The sequence below is a fragment of the Microbacterium sp. ZW T5_45 genome (assembly GCF_044987415.1).
Classification (GTDB): Bacteria; Actinomycetota; Actinomycetes; order Actinomycetales; family Microbacteriaceae; genus Microbacterium.
The window spans coordinates 100,134-116,296 of record NZ_JBJDRJ010000002.1 but is presented as its reverse complement, the minus strand read 5'-3'; the positions used below and the strand labels follow the sequence as shown (position 1 = coordinate 116,296).

At 69.2% G+C, this 16,163-nt stretch carries 12 protein-coding genes; 8 read left to right on the top strand and 4 right to left on the bottom strand.

From position 1 onward, the window contains the following. Position 1: 1 nt before the first annotated feature. Positions 2 to 2,278, bottom strand: a complete 2,277-nt coding sequence (locus tag ACI3KS_RS01555; protein ID WP_404914492.1) for a carbon starvation CstA family protein — start codon at positions 2,276 to 2,278, stop codon at positions 2 to 4. Positions 2,279 to 2,520: 242 nt separating this feature from the next. Between ACI3KS_RS01555 and ACI3KS_RS01550 the strand changes: the two genes are divergently transcribed. From ACI3KS_RS01550 to ACI3KS_RS01530, 5 genes are all read left to right on the top strand, one after another. Further along, positions 2,521 to 3,069 (top strand): ECF transporter S component, encoded by a 549-nt coding sequence (locus ACI3KS_RS01550; protein ID WP_404914490.1) that lies wholly within the window; start codon positions 2,521 to 2,523, stop codon positions 3,067 to 3,069. Positions 3,070 to 3,152: 83 nt separating this feature from the next. Beyond that, positions 3,153 to 4,826 carry an ABC transporter ATP-binding protein gene (locus ACI3KS_RS01545; protein ID WP_404914488.1) on the top strand — a complete coding sequence of 558 codons (1,674 nt, stop codon included), beginning with the start codon at positions 3,153 to 3,155 and terminating at the stop codon, positions 4,824 to 4,826. Then, positions 4,823 to 5,638, top strand: a complete 816-nt coding sequence (locus ACI3KS_RS01540; RefSeq protein ID WP_404914486.1) for an energy-coupling factor transporter transmembrane component T — start codon at positions 4,823 to 4,825, stop codon at positions 5,636 to 5,638. The genes ACI3KS_RS01545 and ACI3KS_RS01540 overlap by 4 nt, the downstream gene beginning before the upstream one ends. Positions 5,639 to 5,651: 13 nt before the next feature. Continuing rightward, positions 5,652 to 6,527 carry a siderophore-interacting protein gene (locus ACI3KS_RS01535; RefSeq protein ID WP_404914484.1) on the top strand — a complete coding sequence of 292 codons (876 nt, stop codon included), beginning with the start codon at positions 5,652 to 5,654 and terminating at the stop codon, positions 6,525 to 6,527. Next, on the top strand, positions 6,524 to 7,156 hold the full coding sequence (locus ACI3KS_RS01530) for an ECF transporter S component (RefSeq protein WP_404914482.1): 633 nt from the start codon (positions 6,524 to 6,526) through the stop codon (positions 7,154 to 7,156). Before ACI3KS_RS01535 ends, ACI3KS_RS01530 begins: the two co-directional genes overlap by 4 nt. A gap of 169 nt (positions 7,157 to 7,325) precedes the next feature. Here ACI3KS_RS01530 and ACI3KS_RS01525 read toward each other — a convergent pair whose 3' ends face one another. Then, entirely contained in the window at positions 7,326 to 8,489 is a 1,164-nt protein-coding gene (locus ACI3KS_RS01525; RefSeq protein ID WP_404914480.1) for an acyl-CoA dehydrogenase family protein, read from the bottom strand. Between the two features lie 221 nt (positions 8,490 to 8,710). Then, on the bottom strand, positions 8,711 to 9,643 hold the full coding sequence (locus ACI3KS_RS01520; RefSeq protein ID WP_404914478.1) for a M15 family metallopeptidase: 933 nt from the start codon (positions 9,641 to 9,643) through the stop codon (positions 8,711 to 8,713). Positions 9,644 to 9,722: 79 nt separating this feature from the next. Here ACI3KS_RS01520 and ACI3KS_RS01515 point away from each other — a divergent pair, with 79 nt between their 5' ends. Together ACI3KS_RS01515 and ACI3KS_RS01510 are read left to right on the top strand one after the other, a co-directional pair. Beyond that, a complete protein-coding gene (locus ACI3KS_RS01515) occupies positions 9,723 to 11,828 on the top strand; it encodes an intein-containing Rv2578c family radical SAM protein (protein ID WP_404914476.1) in 2,106 nt (701 codons plus the stop codon). 41 nt (positions 11,829 to 11,869) lie between these two features. Beyond that, positions 11,870 to 12,409 (top strand): YaeQ family protein, encoded by a 540-nt coding sequence (locus ACI3KS_RS01510; protein ID WP_404914474.1) that lies wholly within the window; start codon positions 11,870 to 11,872, stop codon positions 12,407 to 12,409. 191 nt (positions 12,410 to 12,600) lie between these two features. Here the strand turns inward: ACI3KS_RS01510 and ACI3KS_RS01505 are convergent, their stop codons facing one another. After that, a complete protein-coding gene (locus ACI3KS_RS01505) occupies positions 12,601 to 14,928 on the bottom strand; it encodes a DEAD/DEAH box helicase (protein ID WP_404914472.1) in 2,328 nt (775 codons plus the stop codon). A gap of 262 nt (positions 14,929 to 15,190) precedes the next feature. Here ACI3KS_RS01505 and ACI3KS_RS01500 point away from each other — a divergent pair, with 262 nt between their 5' ends. Beyond that, on the top strand, positions 15,191 to 16,090 hold the full coding sequence (locus ACI3KS_RS01500; RefSeq protein ID WP_404914470.1) for an aldose 1-epimerase family protein: 900 nt from the start codon (positions 15,191 to 15,193) through the stop codon (positions 16,088 to 16,090). Positions 16,091 to 16,163 lie beyond the last annotated feature (73 nt).

Sequence of the window (16,163 nt, the reverse complement as noted above, 5' to 3'; positions counted from 1 at the left end):
CTCAGTGCCTCGCGGCCCGGCGCTCGTCGGTGAGGATCGGCTCCCACTGCTTCTCGAGCTCGCGCTCCGCCGCGCCCGGGAGGAATCCGGCCGGCGCGAACCTGCGCGAGGCGACCGGGGCGTCCTCGGTGTTCGCACCTCCGCCGGAGCGGATCGCGGTGATGGTGACGACGACCGCGGCGATCATGACGATCAGGGCGAGCGTAACGAAGATGATCGAGAGCGTGCCCTGCACGGCGGTGTTGCGGATGACCGCCTGCAGCACTTGGGGCTCTCCGAGGGAGGTGTCGCCCGAGTTCAGCGCATCGAGGTAGCGGAAGTGGTTCGCCCAATACCCGATCGCCGGGACCGGCGAGAAGATCTTGTAGAGCGAGGCCGTGACGGTCACGACGGCAGTGAACGCGAGCGGCGCCGCGACGATCCAGAGCCACTTCACGTAACTGCGTCCGCGCTTGGCGACGATCGCGAGCACCACGGCGAGCGCGATCGCGGCGAGCAGTTGGTTGGCGATGCCGAACAGCGGGAAGAACGTGTTGATGCCGCCCAGCGGATCGGTGACGCCGAGGATGAGGATCGCTCCCCAGCCCGCCACCATGATCGCCGTGCAGATCCACACGCCGGGACGCCACGAGACGTCACGGAACTTCGGGAACCATGCCCCGATCGAGTCCTGCAGCATGAAGCGGGCGACACGGGTGCCCGCGTCCACTGCGGTGAGGATGAACAGCGCCTCGAACATGATGGCGAAGTGGTACCGGAACGCCATGAGCGCCTGCCCTCCGAGGGCCTGCTGCATGATGTGGGCGAGGCCGAGCGCGAGGGTCGGAGCGCCGCCGGTGCGCGAGACGATCGATTCCTCACCGACCGCCGCGGCCGTGCCGGTGAGCATGTCGGGAGTGAGGTTCACCCCGGTCAACCCCAGCGAGTTCACGAAGGCGACGGCCCCTTCGACGGTTCCGCCTGTCGCCGCAGCCGGCGCGTTCATCGCGAAGTAGATGCCCTGGTCGATCGAGATCGCGGCGACGAGCGCCATGATCGCCACGAAGGACTCCATGAGCATGCCACCGTAGCCGATAAACCGGGTCTGCTTCTCCTTCTCTACGAGCTTCGGAGTGGTGCCCGACGCGATCAGGGCATGGAATCCCGACAGCGCCCCGCAGGCGATCGTCACGAACAGGAACGGGAACAGCGGACCGGCGAACACCGGACCCATGCCGTTCTCGCCGAAGACGCTGATCGCCGGCACTGTGATCTCGGGGCGGACGAGCACGATCGCCCCGGCGAGCATCACGATCACACCGATCTTCATGAACGTCGACAGGTAGTCGCGGGGGGCGAGCAGCAACCACACGGGCAGGACGGCGGCGATGAAGCCGTAGACGATGATGCCCCAGGCGATCGTGGTGCGGTCGAGGTGGAAGATCGCCTGACCCCACTCGGTGCCGGCGACCCAGCCGCCGCCGATGATCGCCGCCATGAGCAGCACGAAGCCGATGATCGAGACCTCGGTGACTTTGCCGGGGCGCAGGTAGCGCAGGTATACGCCCATGAAGAGCGCGATCGGGATCGTCATGGCGACGGAGAAGACGCCCCAGGGGCTCTCACCGAGCGCATTGACGACGACGAGGGCGAGGATCGCGACGATGATGAGCATGATCAGCAGCGAGGCGATGATCGCGGCGGTCCCGCCGATCTTGCCGAGCTCCTGTCGAGCCATCTGGCCGATGGTCCGGCCGCCGCGGCGCATCGAGAAGAACAGCACCGTGTAGTCCTGCACCGCACCGGCGAAGACCACGCCGAGGATGATCCAGATCGTGCCGGGGAGGAATCCCATCTGCGCCGCGAGCACCGGGCCGACGAGCGGTCCGGCACCTGCGATGGCGGCGAAGTGGTGGCCGTAGAGCACACGGCGGTCGGTGGGGACGTAATCCTTGCCGTCCTGCTTGATCTCGGCGGGCGTCGCCCGGCGGTCGTCCGGTCGGGTGATGTACCGCTCGATCACCTTGGAGTAGAAGCGGTAGCCGATCAGGTAGGTGCAGACGGCCGCGAACACGAACCAGATCGCGTTGACGGTCTCGCCGCGGACGATGGCGAGCATCGTCCAGGCGACGGCTCCGAGCAGCGCGATCGCCGCCCAGAGCAGGATCTTCGGCAGGGTCCAGCGCCTGCTCTTCTCGTCATGCTCGGCCGAGAGAGCGACGGGAGGGAGCGAAGGGTCGGTGACGATGACGGGATCGTCGTCGAGTGCGGCGCCGCGGCGCGACGATGGTGCGGTCATGGGGGGTTCTCCTCGGTGTGCGCGTCTTTGCGTTCCTTCCACGCTAGGAAACGGCGGCCGTAGCGTCCCTCGGGCCGCGACGATCGTGCGACGAGCGGCGCGGGTGACGCGACGAACGGCGCCGGGGACTCGGAGGGGCCGGTGCCGTATCGCCGCTGCAGACGGGCGGAACCCCGCGCACGACCGCCTTTTCCACGGCGTCCGCAGCCCGCGTACAGGGTGTGCGCAAGTAGGCTGGACGGGTGGCATCCCCCTCCTCCTCCCTGTCGACCAGGGTGCTGCTGATCTGCGCAGCGGTCGGCGTCGCCACGGGCATCATCGGAGGCATCGCCGGGTGGGTCACGCCGATCCTGCTCGCGAGCCCCCTGCTCTTCCTCTACGGACTCGTGCTCGGCTCGCACGTGCTGCCGGGCATCATCGCCCAGGAGGTGCTGCGCAAGCCGCTCGTCGCCCTCATCACTCACGTGATCGCCGCCCTCGTCTCGAGCGCGTTCAACCCCGCCTGGGCGCTCCGATTCATCGGCACGGCACTGCTGTTCGGCGCCATCCAGGAGGGCGTCGCCGCGCTCACCCGCTACCGCGCCTGGGGCGCGTGGCGCTTCTTCATCTCGGCCGGGGTCATCGGCGTGCTCGTCGCCGTCGTGGTCTTCTTCGCCGCGCACCTGGGCACGATGCCGCTCTGGGCGCAGATCGCCTACCTCGCCGTCTCGGTACTCGGACCGGTGGCCTGGACGGCGGTCGGACTCGCCATCGGAGCGGCGCTGAGTCGCGCAGGTGTGGCCCGCCGTTGACCGGCGACGCGGGCTGAGCCTGCGTTGAAGGTTAGGCTCAGCTAAGTTGGCAGGGTACGTTTCTGCCGACCCGGGGTATCGCCGTGCGCTCATCCGCGCCTCTCCTCCGCGTGCGTGATGTCTCACTCACCCACGCGGATGCCGTGCACCCCTCGCCACGCGAGATCAGCTTCGACATCCATCCCGGCGAGGTCGTGCTGCTGCTCGGCCCCTCCGGCTCCGGCAAGTCGACCCTCACGCTCGCGCTCAACGGCCTGATCCCGCACGCGCTGCCTGCGACCATGACGGGTTCGGTGCATGCCGGCGATCTCGACACGGCCGACGCGCAGACCGCCGAGCTGAGCACGCGCGTCGCGATGGTGTTCCAGGACCCGGATGCTCAGATCGTCACGGGAAGCGTCTACGACGAGGTCGCCTTCGGCCCCGAGAACCTGAGGCTGCCGCTCGACGAGGTGGCGGCACGCACCGACGACGCGCTGCGTCGCGTCGGCCTGTGGGATCGCCGCGCCGAGAACCCCGATCGACTCTCGGGCGGAGGGCGGCAGCGGCTCGCGATCGCCTGCGCACTGGCCATGGGGTCACCGCTGATCGTGCTCGACGAACCGACCGCCAACCTCGATCCGCAGGGCGTCGACGACGTGTACGCCGCGCTCGCCGATGTGGTCGCCTCGGGAGACAGGGCGATCCTGCTCGTCGAGCACAACCTCGACGCCGCGATGGGCTTCGTCACCCGCACGATCGTGCTCGATCGCGAGGGACGTCTGGCCTTCGACGGTCCTGCGGCCGACATCATCCGCGATCATGTCGATGAGCTCGTCGAGATGGGTGTGTGGCTGCCCGCGGCGACGCTCGAGGGTCTGCGGTTGCGTGCCGACGGCATCCGCCTCGATCCCCTGCCGCTCACTCCGGAGGAGCTCGCCGCGCAGCTCGACGGCATCCGTCTCGCTTCGCGGTTGACGAACGGCGCACCGACGAAGGGCGCCCCGCCGCAGGACACCCCGATCCTCCGAGCCCGTGGCCTCACCGTGCGCCGAGGACGCACCGAGATCCTGCACGGCGTCGATCTCGACCTCGCCCCCGGCAGCCTCACCGCGATCGTCGGCGCGAACGGCGCCGGCAAGACCACGCTGATCCAGGCGCTCGCGGGTGTCGTCCCGCCGCCGAAGCGCCAGGTCGAGGTCGACGGCATCGACCCCGGCTCGGCGTCGCCTCGCGACCTCGCCGCCCGGATCGGCTTCGTCTTCCAGAACCCCGAGCACCAGTTCATCGCGCACACCGTGTTCGACGAGCTCGCGCACGGTCTGCGGCTGCGCCGGCTTCCGGATGCCGAGATCACGGAGCGGGTGACCGGGATGCTCGACCGCTTCGGTCTCGCGCACAAGGCGGAGGTGCATCCGTTCCTCCTGTCGGGCGGGGAGAAGCGCCGCCTGTCGGTGGGCACCGCGCTGATCACCCGTCCACGCGTTCTCGCGCTCGACGAGCCGACGTTCGGACAGGATCGGGCTCGTGCCGCCGAGCTCCTGTCCCTGCTGCAGGGTCTGCGCGCCGAAGGCACCACGGTCGTCATCGTCACGCACGACCTGCAGCTGGTGGCCGAGCACAGCACGCACACCGTCGTGCTCGCCGATGGCCGCGTGCACGCGGCAGGTGCCACCCCCGACCTCTTCGCCGACGAGCGGATCTTCACCGCCGCGGGACTCCGTCTGCCTGCCCTGCACCGCGTGCTCGCGGCTCATCGGCGGAGGGCAGAGGCATGAGCGCGGTGATCGATCCCTACGCGCGGATGACGGTGACCTCGCGGCGCCAGTTCCTCTACGCCCTCAACCCGCTCGCGAAGGTGGTCGGCTTCGCACCGGCGATGGTCGTGCTCGTGTTCGTGCGCGACCTCGCCACCCCCACGGCTTTCCTCGTGCTGGGCTACGCGATCCTGCTCGCCGGCGCCCGCATCACCGCGCGGCTGCTCGCGCTGCTCGCCGCGCTCCCCCTCGGCATCGCGGTGATCGGCCTCAGCTTCTCGCTGTGGGTGGATACCGCGATCGTCGACGATACCGCTCCGGTGCTGCAGATCGGCGACTGGACGCTCTACAGCGGCGCGCTGATGCTCGGCGCCGCCACCGCGCTGCGACTCGGCGCGATCGTCTCGCTCGCCCTCATCGGCGGCCTCACCACGACCGGCCCCGACCTCGTGCGGGCGAGCGTGCAGCAGCTGCGCGTGCCGTACCGCATCGGCTACACGGCGCTCGCGGCGTTCCGCTTCGTGCCGCGTTTCAGTCATGAGCTGTCGGTGATCCGTGCCGCGCATCGGGTGCGCGGCTACCACGGCGGCCGTGGCCCCCTCGCCCGCATCGCGCGGGGCTGGGGGTACATCGTGCCGCTGCTGGCGGGCGCGATCCGGCATGCCGAGCGGGTCGCACTGGCGATGGACTCGCGCGCGTTCGGCGCCCATTCGACACGGACCGAGCGGCACCTCGTGCCCTTCCGCACCCGCGACACCGTATTCGTGGTGCTGAGCCTCGGCGCATCCGCCGCGATCCTCGCGGTGTTCTTCCCCTGGCAGCTCCCTCTCTGAAAGGCGCCCCCCGATGGCCTACAGCAAGCTCGTGAAGCCTCTCTCCGCCGAGCTCATCCAGCTCACCGTCCTGCGCCGTGAGCGTCTCGCGCCGCACTGGATCCGCGTCACGCTCGGCGGCGGCGAGATCGAGAGATTCCGGCCGATGGGCTACGACCAGTGGTTCCGGCTGTTCCTCCCGATCGGCGGCGACGCAGGACTCGACCGGGTGCCGGCGAAGGCCAACAGACTGTTCGGATATCTGAAGTTCCTGCGCATCCCCGACGGCGAACGTCCGGTGATGCGCAATTACAGCGTGCGGGCGTTCCGCCCCGGGACGACGGATGCCGCAGCCGAGCTCGACGTCGATTTCGTGCTGCACGGCTCGGCGGCCGAGGGCACCGCGGGGCCGGCATCCCGCTGGGCGGAGACGTGCGAACCCGGCGAGCACGTGCTCATCATCGACGAGGGGCTGACGTTCAACCCCGAGCGGGGCACCGAGCGCGTGCTGCTGGTCGGCGATGAGACGGCGCTGCCCGCGATCTCGTCGATCTGCGAATCGCTCCCCGCCCACGCGACCGGTCGCGCGATCATCGAGGTGCCCTCGGAGGCCGATGCTCTCGACTTCGCCCATCCCGCCGGCATCCAAGTCGAGTGGATCGTGCGGCCGCACACCGAGGCACCCGGCGCGCTGGCGCTCGCGGCGCTGCGCGATGTCGAGCTGCCGGCCGCACCGTTCCACAGCTATGCGGCGGGCGAGCAGGCTCTCGCGTCGGGGGCGCGGAAGCTGCTGGTGGGCGAGCGCGGCGTCGACAAGAACACCGTGAGCTTCTGCGGGTACTGGCGCATCGGCGCGGCGTCCCCGACGTCGAAGGCCGCTCGCGAGGCCGCGGCGGAGCCCCTCGCGTGAGCGCGGGAGCGAACGCCTCCGACGCCGCCGAGGCGAACCGTGACGACGCGCGCGAGGAAGTCGGAACCGTCCCCGCGGCGGACGCGCGGCCCCCGTTCCGGTTCCCGACGGCGCTGCTGCTGACGTGCGCGGCGCTCGGCGTGGCCGGGGCCGTGCTACTCGTGCCGGCCAACTGGCTGTCGACCGTGCTCACGGTCGGGCCGCTGTCGTTCATCGGCATGGCTCTGGCGGGTCTCTGGCTGCTGCCGTCGGTGGTCGCGCTGCGGCTGTTGCGGCGTCCGCTCGTCGGGCTGCTCGTGGCTCTCATCGCGGGACTCGTGATGGTGCCGTTCTCGGGCTACGGGTTCACGAGCGTGCTCACGAACCTGTGGTGGGCGGCGTTCACCGAGTTGCCGTTCCTGTTCGTGATCTGGCGCTACTGGGGCACGTGGATGCACTATCTCGGCGCGGTCGCGATCGGAGTGATCTACCCGATCTCGGCGTGGGCCTGGTTCGACCTGGGCAGCCTCGGGCTCTGGTATCAGGTGCTGTTCTTCACTGTGACGATCGCGAGCTGCGTCGGCGCCACGGCGCTCGGCATCCGCATCGCCGACCGACTGCGCACGGCGGGCGTCGGCCACCGACGCTGACCACCGCGCCTCGCGTACGAAAAGTCGGAGATCCGGGCAGACACGCCGTGCCGCGGCATCCGTCGCCGGCGTGTCGCGCCGAGAGTCCGACTTCTCGCACGCGTCGCCGGCGCGCCCGCCGAGTACACGGAGGGCCCCGGATGCTGTGATCCGGGGCCCCTCGCGACCGTCAGCGCTTGCCGGCGATCTGGCGGCCGACGATCTCGCGCATGATCTCATTCGTGCCGCCGTAGATGCGGTGCACGCGCGCGTCGAGGAAGGCCCGCGCGATCGGGTACTCCGTGATGTATCCGTAGCCGCCGTGCAGCTGCACCCCGGTGTCGAGCACCTCCCACTCGCGCTCCGTGGCCCAGAACTTGACCTTTGCTGCCTCTTCTGCGGTGAGCGCACCCCGCGAGTACGCGAGCAGTGCGCGATCGATGTAGGCCCACAGCGCGTCGACGGTCGCGGCCATGTCGGCGATCCGGAAGCGGCTGTTCTGGAAGTCGATGATCCGCTCGCCGAACGCCTCGCGGTCCTTCGTGTACGCGACGGTCCAATCGAGGGCCGCCTGCGCCGCCGCGGCGCCGGCGACACCGATCGACAGGCGCTCGAGCGGCAGGTTCATCATGAGCTGCACGAAGCCGTTGCCCTCGGCACCCCCGATGAGGTTCTCCTCGGGCACGAACACATCGCTGAACGACAGCTCGGCTGTGTCATGGCCGTGGAAACCCATCTTGTTCAGCTTCTTGCCGTGCTCGAAGCCCTCCATGCCGTTCTCGATCAGCACAAGGCTGAAGGCATCCGGTCGGTTCCCCTCGCCGGTCTTCACGAACGTGACGACGAGATCGGCGGTCGCCCCCGAGGAGATGAAGGTCTTGGCGCCGTTGACGAGGTACCCGCCGTCGACCTTCTTGGCGGTCGTCTTGATGCCGCGCAGATCGGAACCCGCGCCGGGCTCGGTCATCGCCAGGGCGCCGACGATCTCGCCGGTCGCCATGCGCGGGAGCCACTTCTCCTTCTGCGCCTGCGTACCCATGTGCACGAGGTACGGCACGGCCAGGTCGTCCTGGATGCCGAACGCACCGGCCAGGGAGCCGGCGCCCGCCGCGATGACCTCTTCGTTCACGACCGCTCGGAAGCGGTAGTCCTGCAGCATGCCCGCTCCGCCGAACTCCTCCGGGACGGAGAGCCCGATGATGCCGGCCTCACCGGCGGCGAGCATGGTGGCGCGGTCGACTTCGCCGTCGGCATCCCACTTCTCGATGGCCTCGTTCGTGACGTGGCGCTTGACGAAATCCTTGACGAGGTCGCGAAAGGCCTCGTGGTCCTCTTCGTAGATGTCGCGTTCCATGGCGTCCTCCCGAACGTGTCGTGCGTCTTTGCTCCGGCGATTCTATGCCGGGAATACGGGGCACGACAGCGATTTGTGGGAATGCATCCCACTTTTCATGGGACTGGGTACCGCGATTGTCGGATGCCGCGAACACCGGTCGGCGGATGCCGCCAACCCCGGTCGGCGGATGCCGCGACACCGACCGGCGGATGCCGCCAACCTCGATCGGCGACCGCCGGTCAACCGACGTAATCAGGAGCCGCGGGCAGCCCGAAGAACTCCTCGAGCGTGTGATACCCGCCGGCGTGATACGCAGCCGCGAGCTCCACGCCGATGTAGCGGATGTGCCACGGCTCGGGCGAGTATCCGCTGATGCCGGTGGCTCCGGATTCGTACCGCACGATGAAGCCGTACTCCCACGCATGCTCGGCGACCCAGGCCCCCTGCACCGTACCGCCGAACGCCTCGATGCTGCCGCACGGCGCGCAGGCGACGAGGTCGAGAGCGAGTCCGGTCTGGTGCTCGCTGTAACCCGCACGCGCCGAGAGCGCGTCGGCGCTCGCCTGCCCCTCGTTGCGGACGTGATTGTCATGCGTGCGCACCTGCAGGTCGTACGAGCGGTAGCCGTTGTTCGCACCGATCTGCCCGACGCCATCGGCAGCGGCCGCGGCGGCCAGCTCCCCGAGCGCCGCGGCGACATCGGGACGCAGCTCGCCGGATCGGGTCGTCACCTGGACCGGAGCCTGGACGAGCGAGGAGGGCGCGAAGTCGACGGGATTGAGCGGGCGGGTCTTGTTGACGACCACCCAGACGTGCGCGGGGTCGTCAAGGGCGATGCACGGCGCGTTGCCGGCCATGACCGCGGCGCGGAACGCGTCGGCCCCGCCGAACCCCGCGATCGTCGCCGCGTCGTCTGCGGCGCCGATCGCGTCGATGACCGCCTGGTCCGTGCAGGGATCCGCCGCCGCGACGGCATCCGTCTCGACCGAGGGCACCTGCTGCACAACCTGGGGCAGCGGCAACTGGTGGGCGGCGGGCGATGACAATGCACTCGGGGTACCGCCGAGGGAGAGCAGGATGCCGATCGCCGTCACGGCGAGCCCGAGGGGCAGCGCCGGCCCGCGGAAGGGTGAGCGCGGCGGGGCGTGCTGGGGTTGCCGCGCGGAGTCCATTGCTCCATCCTCTCGCATATTGCATGAGAGCCTCCGCAGAACAGGTTGACGCAGTTTCGCTTCTATGTTCGAATAAAGCATGCGATGGCAGGGTCAGACAGTCGGAGATGTGGATGAGGCCGCCCTGCCCGGGCTGGAGAGCCGCAGCGGCATCATCCGGTCACTGACGACCCCCGAGTTCGCCGGGATGACCTTCCATGAGGTGCTGTCGAAGTCGGCGCTCAACCATGTGCCCGGCGGCTCACGGATGCCGTTCGCCTGGACGATCAATCCCTATCGTGGCTGCAGCCATGCCTGCGTGTACTGCGTCGATCCTGCCACGCTGATCCTCTGCGCTGACGGACGTCAGCGGCCACTACGTGATCTCGAGATCGGTGACGAGGTGATCGGCACCGAGAAGGTCGGAGGTTACCGGCGCTATGTGCGTACTCCCATCCTGGCGAAGTGGCCGACTCGGAAACCCGCGTTCCGAGTCGCTCTCGCCGATGGAACGCTGCTCGTGGCGAGCGGCGATCATCGTTTCCTCACCGATCGGGGATGGAAGTACGTGTCCGACGCGCCTTCAGGGCAACGACCGCATCTGACGACCACCAACCGTCTCATGGGCTTCGGCATCGGTCGCGAGCACGAGGCCATCGATCACTCTTCGGAGTCCTACCGACGGGGGTATCTGTCAGGAATGATCCGCGGGGACGGGATGATCTTCCACGGGACGTATCCGAGCGCGACCCGGACACGGACGATCAACATGTTCCGTCTCGCGCTCGTCGACGAGGAAGCACTCGCCCGCACACGGGAGTTCCTCGACATCGAGGGTGTCACAACGTATCTGCGCCCGTTCAGTCCGGCGAGTGAGACTCGCCGCGCTTCCGAGGCGATTCACACAGCTTCCCGCTCAGGAGTCGCAACGGTGGAACGGCTCATCGTGCAACCGGACCGCCCTGATCACGAGTGGCTCGCAGGTTTCCTCGGAGGCATCTTCGACGCAGAAGGAAGTTGTTCGCGCGGCGTACTCCGCATCTCCAACAAGAACGAAACGATCCTCGAGCAGATACGGATCGCGCTGGCGCGCTTCGACATCCCCTACACAACCGAGCCTCCGCGCGAGAACGGTGTGCAGAGCATCCGCGTCACCGGCGGCCTTCCCGCCCGCCAACGAATGTTCACGGTGGCCGCACCAGCGATCTCGAGGAAGCTCGACATCCTCGGCACCGCGGTGAAGACGGCCTCCGACCTCAGAGTCGTAGAGATCACCGATCTGGGTGAGACCCGGGACATGCTCGACATCACGACCGGCACCGGAGACTTCGTCGCGAATGGCGTGATCAGTCACAACTGCTTCGCTCGCGGCACTCACGAGTACCTCGACCTCGACGGAGGGGCGGACTTCGATTCGCAGATCGTCGTCAAGACGAACGTCGTCGAGGTGCTCGAACGCGAGCTGCGCAAGGGCAGCTGGCAGCACGAGCTCGTCGCCCTGGGGACGAACACCGACCCGTATCAGCGCGCCGAGGGCCGCTACAAGCTCATGCCCGGCATCATCGAGGCCCTTGCCGCCTCGGGCACGCCGATGTCGATCCTCACCAAGGGAACGCTGATCCGCCGCGACATCCCGCTGCTCGTGAAGGCCGCGCAGCGGGTGCACGTCGACATCCAGATGTCGATCGCGATGTACGACGACGAGCTGCAGAAAGCGATCGAACCGGGAGCGCCGACGACGCAGGTGCGACTCGACACCGTGCGGGCGCTGACGGATGCCGGATTCAGGGTCACCGTGTTCCTCATGCCGATCATGCCGCACATGACCGATTCCCTCGAGGCGATCGATACCGCGCTCGCCCGGATCAAGGAAGCCGGAGCGGTGCGGGTCGTGTACGGGGCACTGCACCTGCGCCCCGGCGTGAAGCCCTGGTTCTTCCAGTGGCTCGGCGAGGCGCGGCCCGATCTGCTCTCGTCGTACCGCGGGCTCTATCCGGGCATGTCGGCCGAGGCGCCGAAGGCCTACCGACAATGGCTGTCGAAGCGGGTCAGACCGCTCATCCGTCGACATGGACTCGACGGTCGGCACGAGGACGACTACCCCGTGCGCGGCACGAGGAACGTCTCGTTCCCTTCGCCGACCGGTGTGCGTTCCACGGGGCCGACGGCGCCGGCATCCGCCCCGGCGCAGCCGATGCTCTTCTGACCTCGACGTGCCGCACCCCCGGCCACCCATAGGCTGGACGCATGGCAATCGGCTCGACCATGTACACCTTCGACGTGCAGCTCGCTGACACCGACCGGGGTGTGTACGACGACTACTCGCTGCGGGTGGCGCGGCATCCGTCCGAGACCGACGCGTACATGCTCACGCGCATCCTCGCCTACGGCCTCGAATTCGCCGAGGGCATCGCGTTCGGCGGCAGCGTGTCGTCGACCGACGAGCCCGCCGTGCTCGTGCGCGATCTGACCGGGCTCATCACCGCCTGGATCGAAGTGGGAGCGCCGGATGCCGAGCGCCTGCACCTCGCGACCCGGCAGGCCGAGCGCACCGTGGTGTACACGCACCGCGATCCCGCGAAGGTCATGGCGCCCTGGGCCGACAAGCGCATCCACCGCGCAGAGGACGTGCGCGTGTACAGCTTCGACCCCGGGTTCATCGAGTCGGCCGTCCCGCTCATCGAGCGCCGCAACACGCTGACTCTCACGGTCACCGAGCGCGTGCTCTACCTCGACCTCAACGGGACGACGCTGACCACGACCGTGCACGAGCACGAGATCACCTGACCGGAAGCACCCCGCCCGCCCGTCGAGATCACGTGCACTCGCCGAATGCACGGGATATCGACGTAGACAAGCCGTCCACTCGGCGAGTGCACGTGCATTCGACGCCGCCGCGACGCGCCGCCCATGCACCCGGTGCGGGAACCGCGGAAGCCCCGCCGCACCAGGTGCGGCGGGGCCTCGTGCGACGTGCGTCAGGCGGTGAGGTCGGCCGCGGTCGGCACGCGACCGGCGATCTCCTCGATCAGGTCGTCGTCGAGGCGCGCGTTCTCGAACGGCGCGTCGATCTCGGCCCGCTCGAGCAGCTCCGACATGCGACGCTGGCGCTGGCGCGTGATGAGCGTCACGACCCGGCCCGAGCGACCGGCACGACCGGTGCGGCCCGAACGGTGCAGGTACGTCTTGTACTCGTCCGGAGCATCGGCCTGCACGACCAGGTCGATGTCGTCGACGTGGATGCCGCGGGCGGCGACGTCCGTCGCGACGAGCACGTTGACCCGACCAGACGTCAGTCGCTCGAGGTTGCGCGTGCGCTTGGCCTGGTTGAGGTCGCCGTGCAGCGAGACGGCCGGGATGCCGGCGTCGTCGAACTGCTCGGCGAGCATGTCGGCGTAGGCACGGGTGCGCGCGAACACGAGCGTCTTGCCGTCGCGATCGACGAGCGAGGTGAGGATGTCGGCCTTGTCGCGGTGCTCGATCACGAGCACGCGGTGCTCGATCGTGCTCGACTCCTGGTCCTCGCCGGCGACCTCGTAGACGGCCGGGTCCACGAGGAACTCGTCGACGAGAGCCGCGACCTCACGATCGAGCGTAGCCGAGAACAACAGCTTCTGGCTGCCGTCGGCGGTCGCGCGCAGGATGCGCTGCACGGGCTCGACGAAGCCGAGCTCGCACATGTGGTCGGCCTCGTCGAGCACCGCGATGCGGCAGTCCGACAGGTCGAGCTTGCCCTGCTTGATGAGGTCCTCGATGCGGCCGGGTGTGCCGATCACGATGTCGACGCCCTTCTTGAGCGCACCGACCTGACGTCCCTGCGGCACGCCGCCGTAGATCTGGGTGGTGAACAGGCCGACGCTGCGCGCGATCGGCTGGATCGTCCGGTCGATCTGCAGCGCGAGCTCGCGGGTCGGAGCGAGGATGATCGCGCGCGGCGAACGTCCGAACTCGCGACGCTTGCCCGCCTGCGACTGCAGCACGCGCTCGACGAGCGGCGCGCCGAACGCGATGGTCTTGCCCGAGCCCGTACGTCCACGGGCGAGGACGTCACGTCCGCCGAGCACGGCCGGGATGCTGGCGGCCTGGATCGGGAACGGCGAGGCCGCCCCCATGTTGGCGAGGGTCTCGACGATGTTCGAGCCCAGACCGAGGTCGGCGAAGCTCACGTTCTCGACCTCGACCGCGGCGACGCTCTTGGCTTCGAGACGCTCGTGCACGACGTCATCCGTCGGCTCGAAAGCGGCCTTCGGCTTGGCGTTCCAGTCGCTGCGGCTGGGACGAGCGTCGCCACCGTCACGACGAGGACGCTCGGTGCGGTACGCGCCGCCGGTCGACGGGCGCGAGCGCTCGTCGCGTCCGCCCTCGATCGAGCGCTGTGCGCGGTCGCGGTCGAAGGCGCGGCGCGCCCGGTCGGCGTCGAAGGAACGCTCCGGACGGTCACCGTAACCGCGGTCGTCGCGCTGCGGGCGGGAGTCGCGATCGAAGCGAGGACGCTCGGAGCCGCGATCGTTGAAGCGGGGACGCTCGTCCCCACGGTTCTGGCGGTCGCCGTAGCCGCGATCGTCACGCTGGGGACGGGAGTCGCGATCGAAACGCTGGCCGCCCCGGTCATCACGGAACGACGGGCGCTGGCCGCCGCGCTCATCACGGAACGACGGGCGCTGGCCGCCGCGCTCATCACGGAACGACGGGCGCTGGCCGCCGCGCTCGTCACGGTCGAAACGAGGACGCTCCGAGCCGCGATCGAAACGAGGACGCTCACCGCCGCGAGCCGAGCGATCGCCGTAGCCGCGGTCGTCACGCTGCGGACGCGCATCCCGATCGAAACGCTGACCGCCGCGGTCGTCGCGCTGGGGACGCTCATCGCGGTCGAAACGGCGCGCACCGGTCGCACGATCGCCGCCGAAACGCGGACGCTCGGTGCGATCGAAACGCTGGCCGCCGCGCTCGTCGCGCGTGTGCGGGGCCTCGCGGCGACCCGACTCTGCGCGGTTGCGGATGCTGCGGGCCTCGTCACGGCCGGCCCGCTCCTGCGAGCTCCACCGCTGCTTGGGCGCGCCGCCCTCTTCGGCAGGACGGTATCCGCGGTGTCCCGCGCTGCGGCTGCCGGGGCGACGGTCGTAGCCGGCCGACGCGGAGCGGCGCTCACCGGCATCCGCCCGTCCGCCGCGCTCGTCGCGACCGCCGCGCTCATCGCGCGAGGGGCCGCCGTTGTGGCGGTCGTGGAACGAGGTCTTCTTCGCGCCGTAACGCGGCTCGAAGTTGGCGGAGGGGCGTCCGCCGCGGGGCTTCTTGTTCTTGGGCATGAGTGTGTCCTTCTGAGTTCTCGCACGAGAACAGCGCTGCGCACACGCGCGAGCACTCCGAGTCTGCGCTCGGAGTCCGGACGGTCAGCGGCCGGGGCCATTCATGTGATGGTTGATTAGCGTCGATCGACGCTCACCATCGGCCCCTGGACTCACACTTCACACATTGAAAAACGTCCGCGCACTGCGCGGGTGTCCGAAGCCGACCGAACGAGTCTACCGGTCGAGTCTGGGAGAGTGCCCGCCGCCGTACGATGGCGAGGTGACTTCTGCATCCCCCACCGGCACACAGGTCCAGCTCCGTACCGGCGACGTCAGCGCGCAGATCGCCCAGGTCGGCGCGTCCCTGCGCGCGCTGCGCATCGGCGATGTCGACCTCGTCTCCACCTATCCGCTCGACATCCCCACCCCGTCCTGCTCGGGCGTGGTCCTCGCACCGTGGCCGAACCGCGTGCGCGACGGCGTCTGGGATGACGACGGCACCTCGCGCCGTCTCGCCCTCAGCGAGCCGGCGCTGCACAACGCCAGCCACGGACTGCTGCGGTTCACGGCATACGAGATCACGCAGACGGATGCCGCGACCACGACGCTGCGCGCCACGATCGTGCCGCAGACCGGCTACCCGTACCAGGTGGACACGCGCGTCGAGTACGCGCTCGAGGCCGACGGCATCCGGGTCACCCACACGCTGACGAACGCCTCGGATTCCCCGGCTCCGGTGGCGCTCGGCACGCACCCCTTCGTCACGATCGGCGACGTCGATGCGCACGATCTCGTGCTGCGTGTGCCCGCCCGCACCGCGTTCGAGACCGACGAGCGGATGCTGCCGATCGGAACCTCCGCGGCCGATCCGCGCCTGCGCGAGGGAGTTCGCCTCGGCGACATCGCCCTCGACACCGGCTTCACCGACCTCGACCGCGATGACGACGGACTCGTGCGTCACTCGCTGACCGCTCCTGACGGACGCCGCGTCACCCTGTGGCAGGGCGAGGGCTTCGACTTCGTGCAGGTCTACACGGCGACGAACTATCCCGGTCACCCGCTGGTCGTGGCGATCGAGCCGATGACCGCGCCGGCGGATGGCCTGAACAGCGGTCTCGGCATCCGTCGTCTGGCGCCGGGCGGGACCTGGACCCTCACCTGGGGCATCTCGCTGGCCTGACCACGCCCCGGTCACGCGCCGGCGGCACGTCTGCGATGCGTCCGCGATGTGTCAAAAGTCGGAGTTCCGCGCC

What these genes read in the sequence shown, in the direction of transcription:
- ACI3KS_RS01510 (WP_404914474.1), top strand. Translation starts at nt 11,870, where the DNA reads ATGGCAATCGGCTCGACCATGTACACCTTCGACGTGCAGCTCGCTGAC.
- ACI3KS_RS01555 (WP_404914492.1), bottom strand. Translation starts at nt 2,278, where the DNA reads ATGACCGCACCATCGTCGCGCCGCGGCGCCGCACTCGACGACGATCCC.
- ACI3KS_RS01505 (WP_404914472.1), bottom strand. Translation starts at nt 14,928, where the DNA reads ATGCCCAAGAACAAGAAGCCCCGCGGCGGACGCCCCTCCGCCAACTTC.
- ACI3KS_RS01515 (WP_404914476.1), top strand. Translation starts at nt 9,723, where the DNA reads ATGCGATGGCAGGGTCAGACAGTCGGAGATGTGGATGAGGCCGCCCTG.
- ACI3KS_RS01540 (WP_404914486.1), top strand. Translation starts at nt 4,823, where the DNA reads ATGAGCGCGGTGATCGATCCCTACGCGCGGATGACGGTGACCTCGCGG.
- ACI3KS_RS01525 (WP_404914480.1), bottom strand. Translation starts at nt 8,489, where the DNA reads ATGGAACGCGACATCTACGAAGAGGACCACGAGGCCTTTCGCGACCTC.
- ACI3KS_RS01520 (WP_404914478.1), bottom strand. Translation starts at nt 9,643, where the DNA reads ATGGACTCCGCGCGGCAACCCCAGCACGCCCCGCCGCGCTCACCCTTC.
- ACI3KS_RS01535 (WP_404914484.1), top strand. Translation starts at nt 5,652, where the DNA reads ATGGCCTACAGCAAGCTCGTGAAGCCTCTCTCCGCCGAGCTCATCCAG.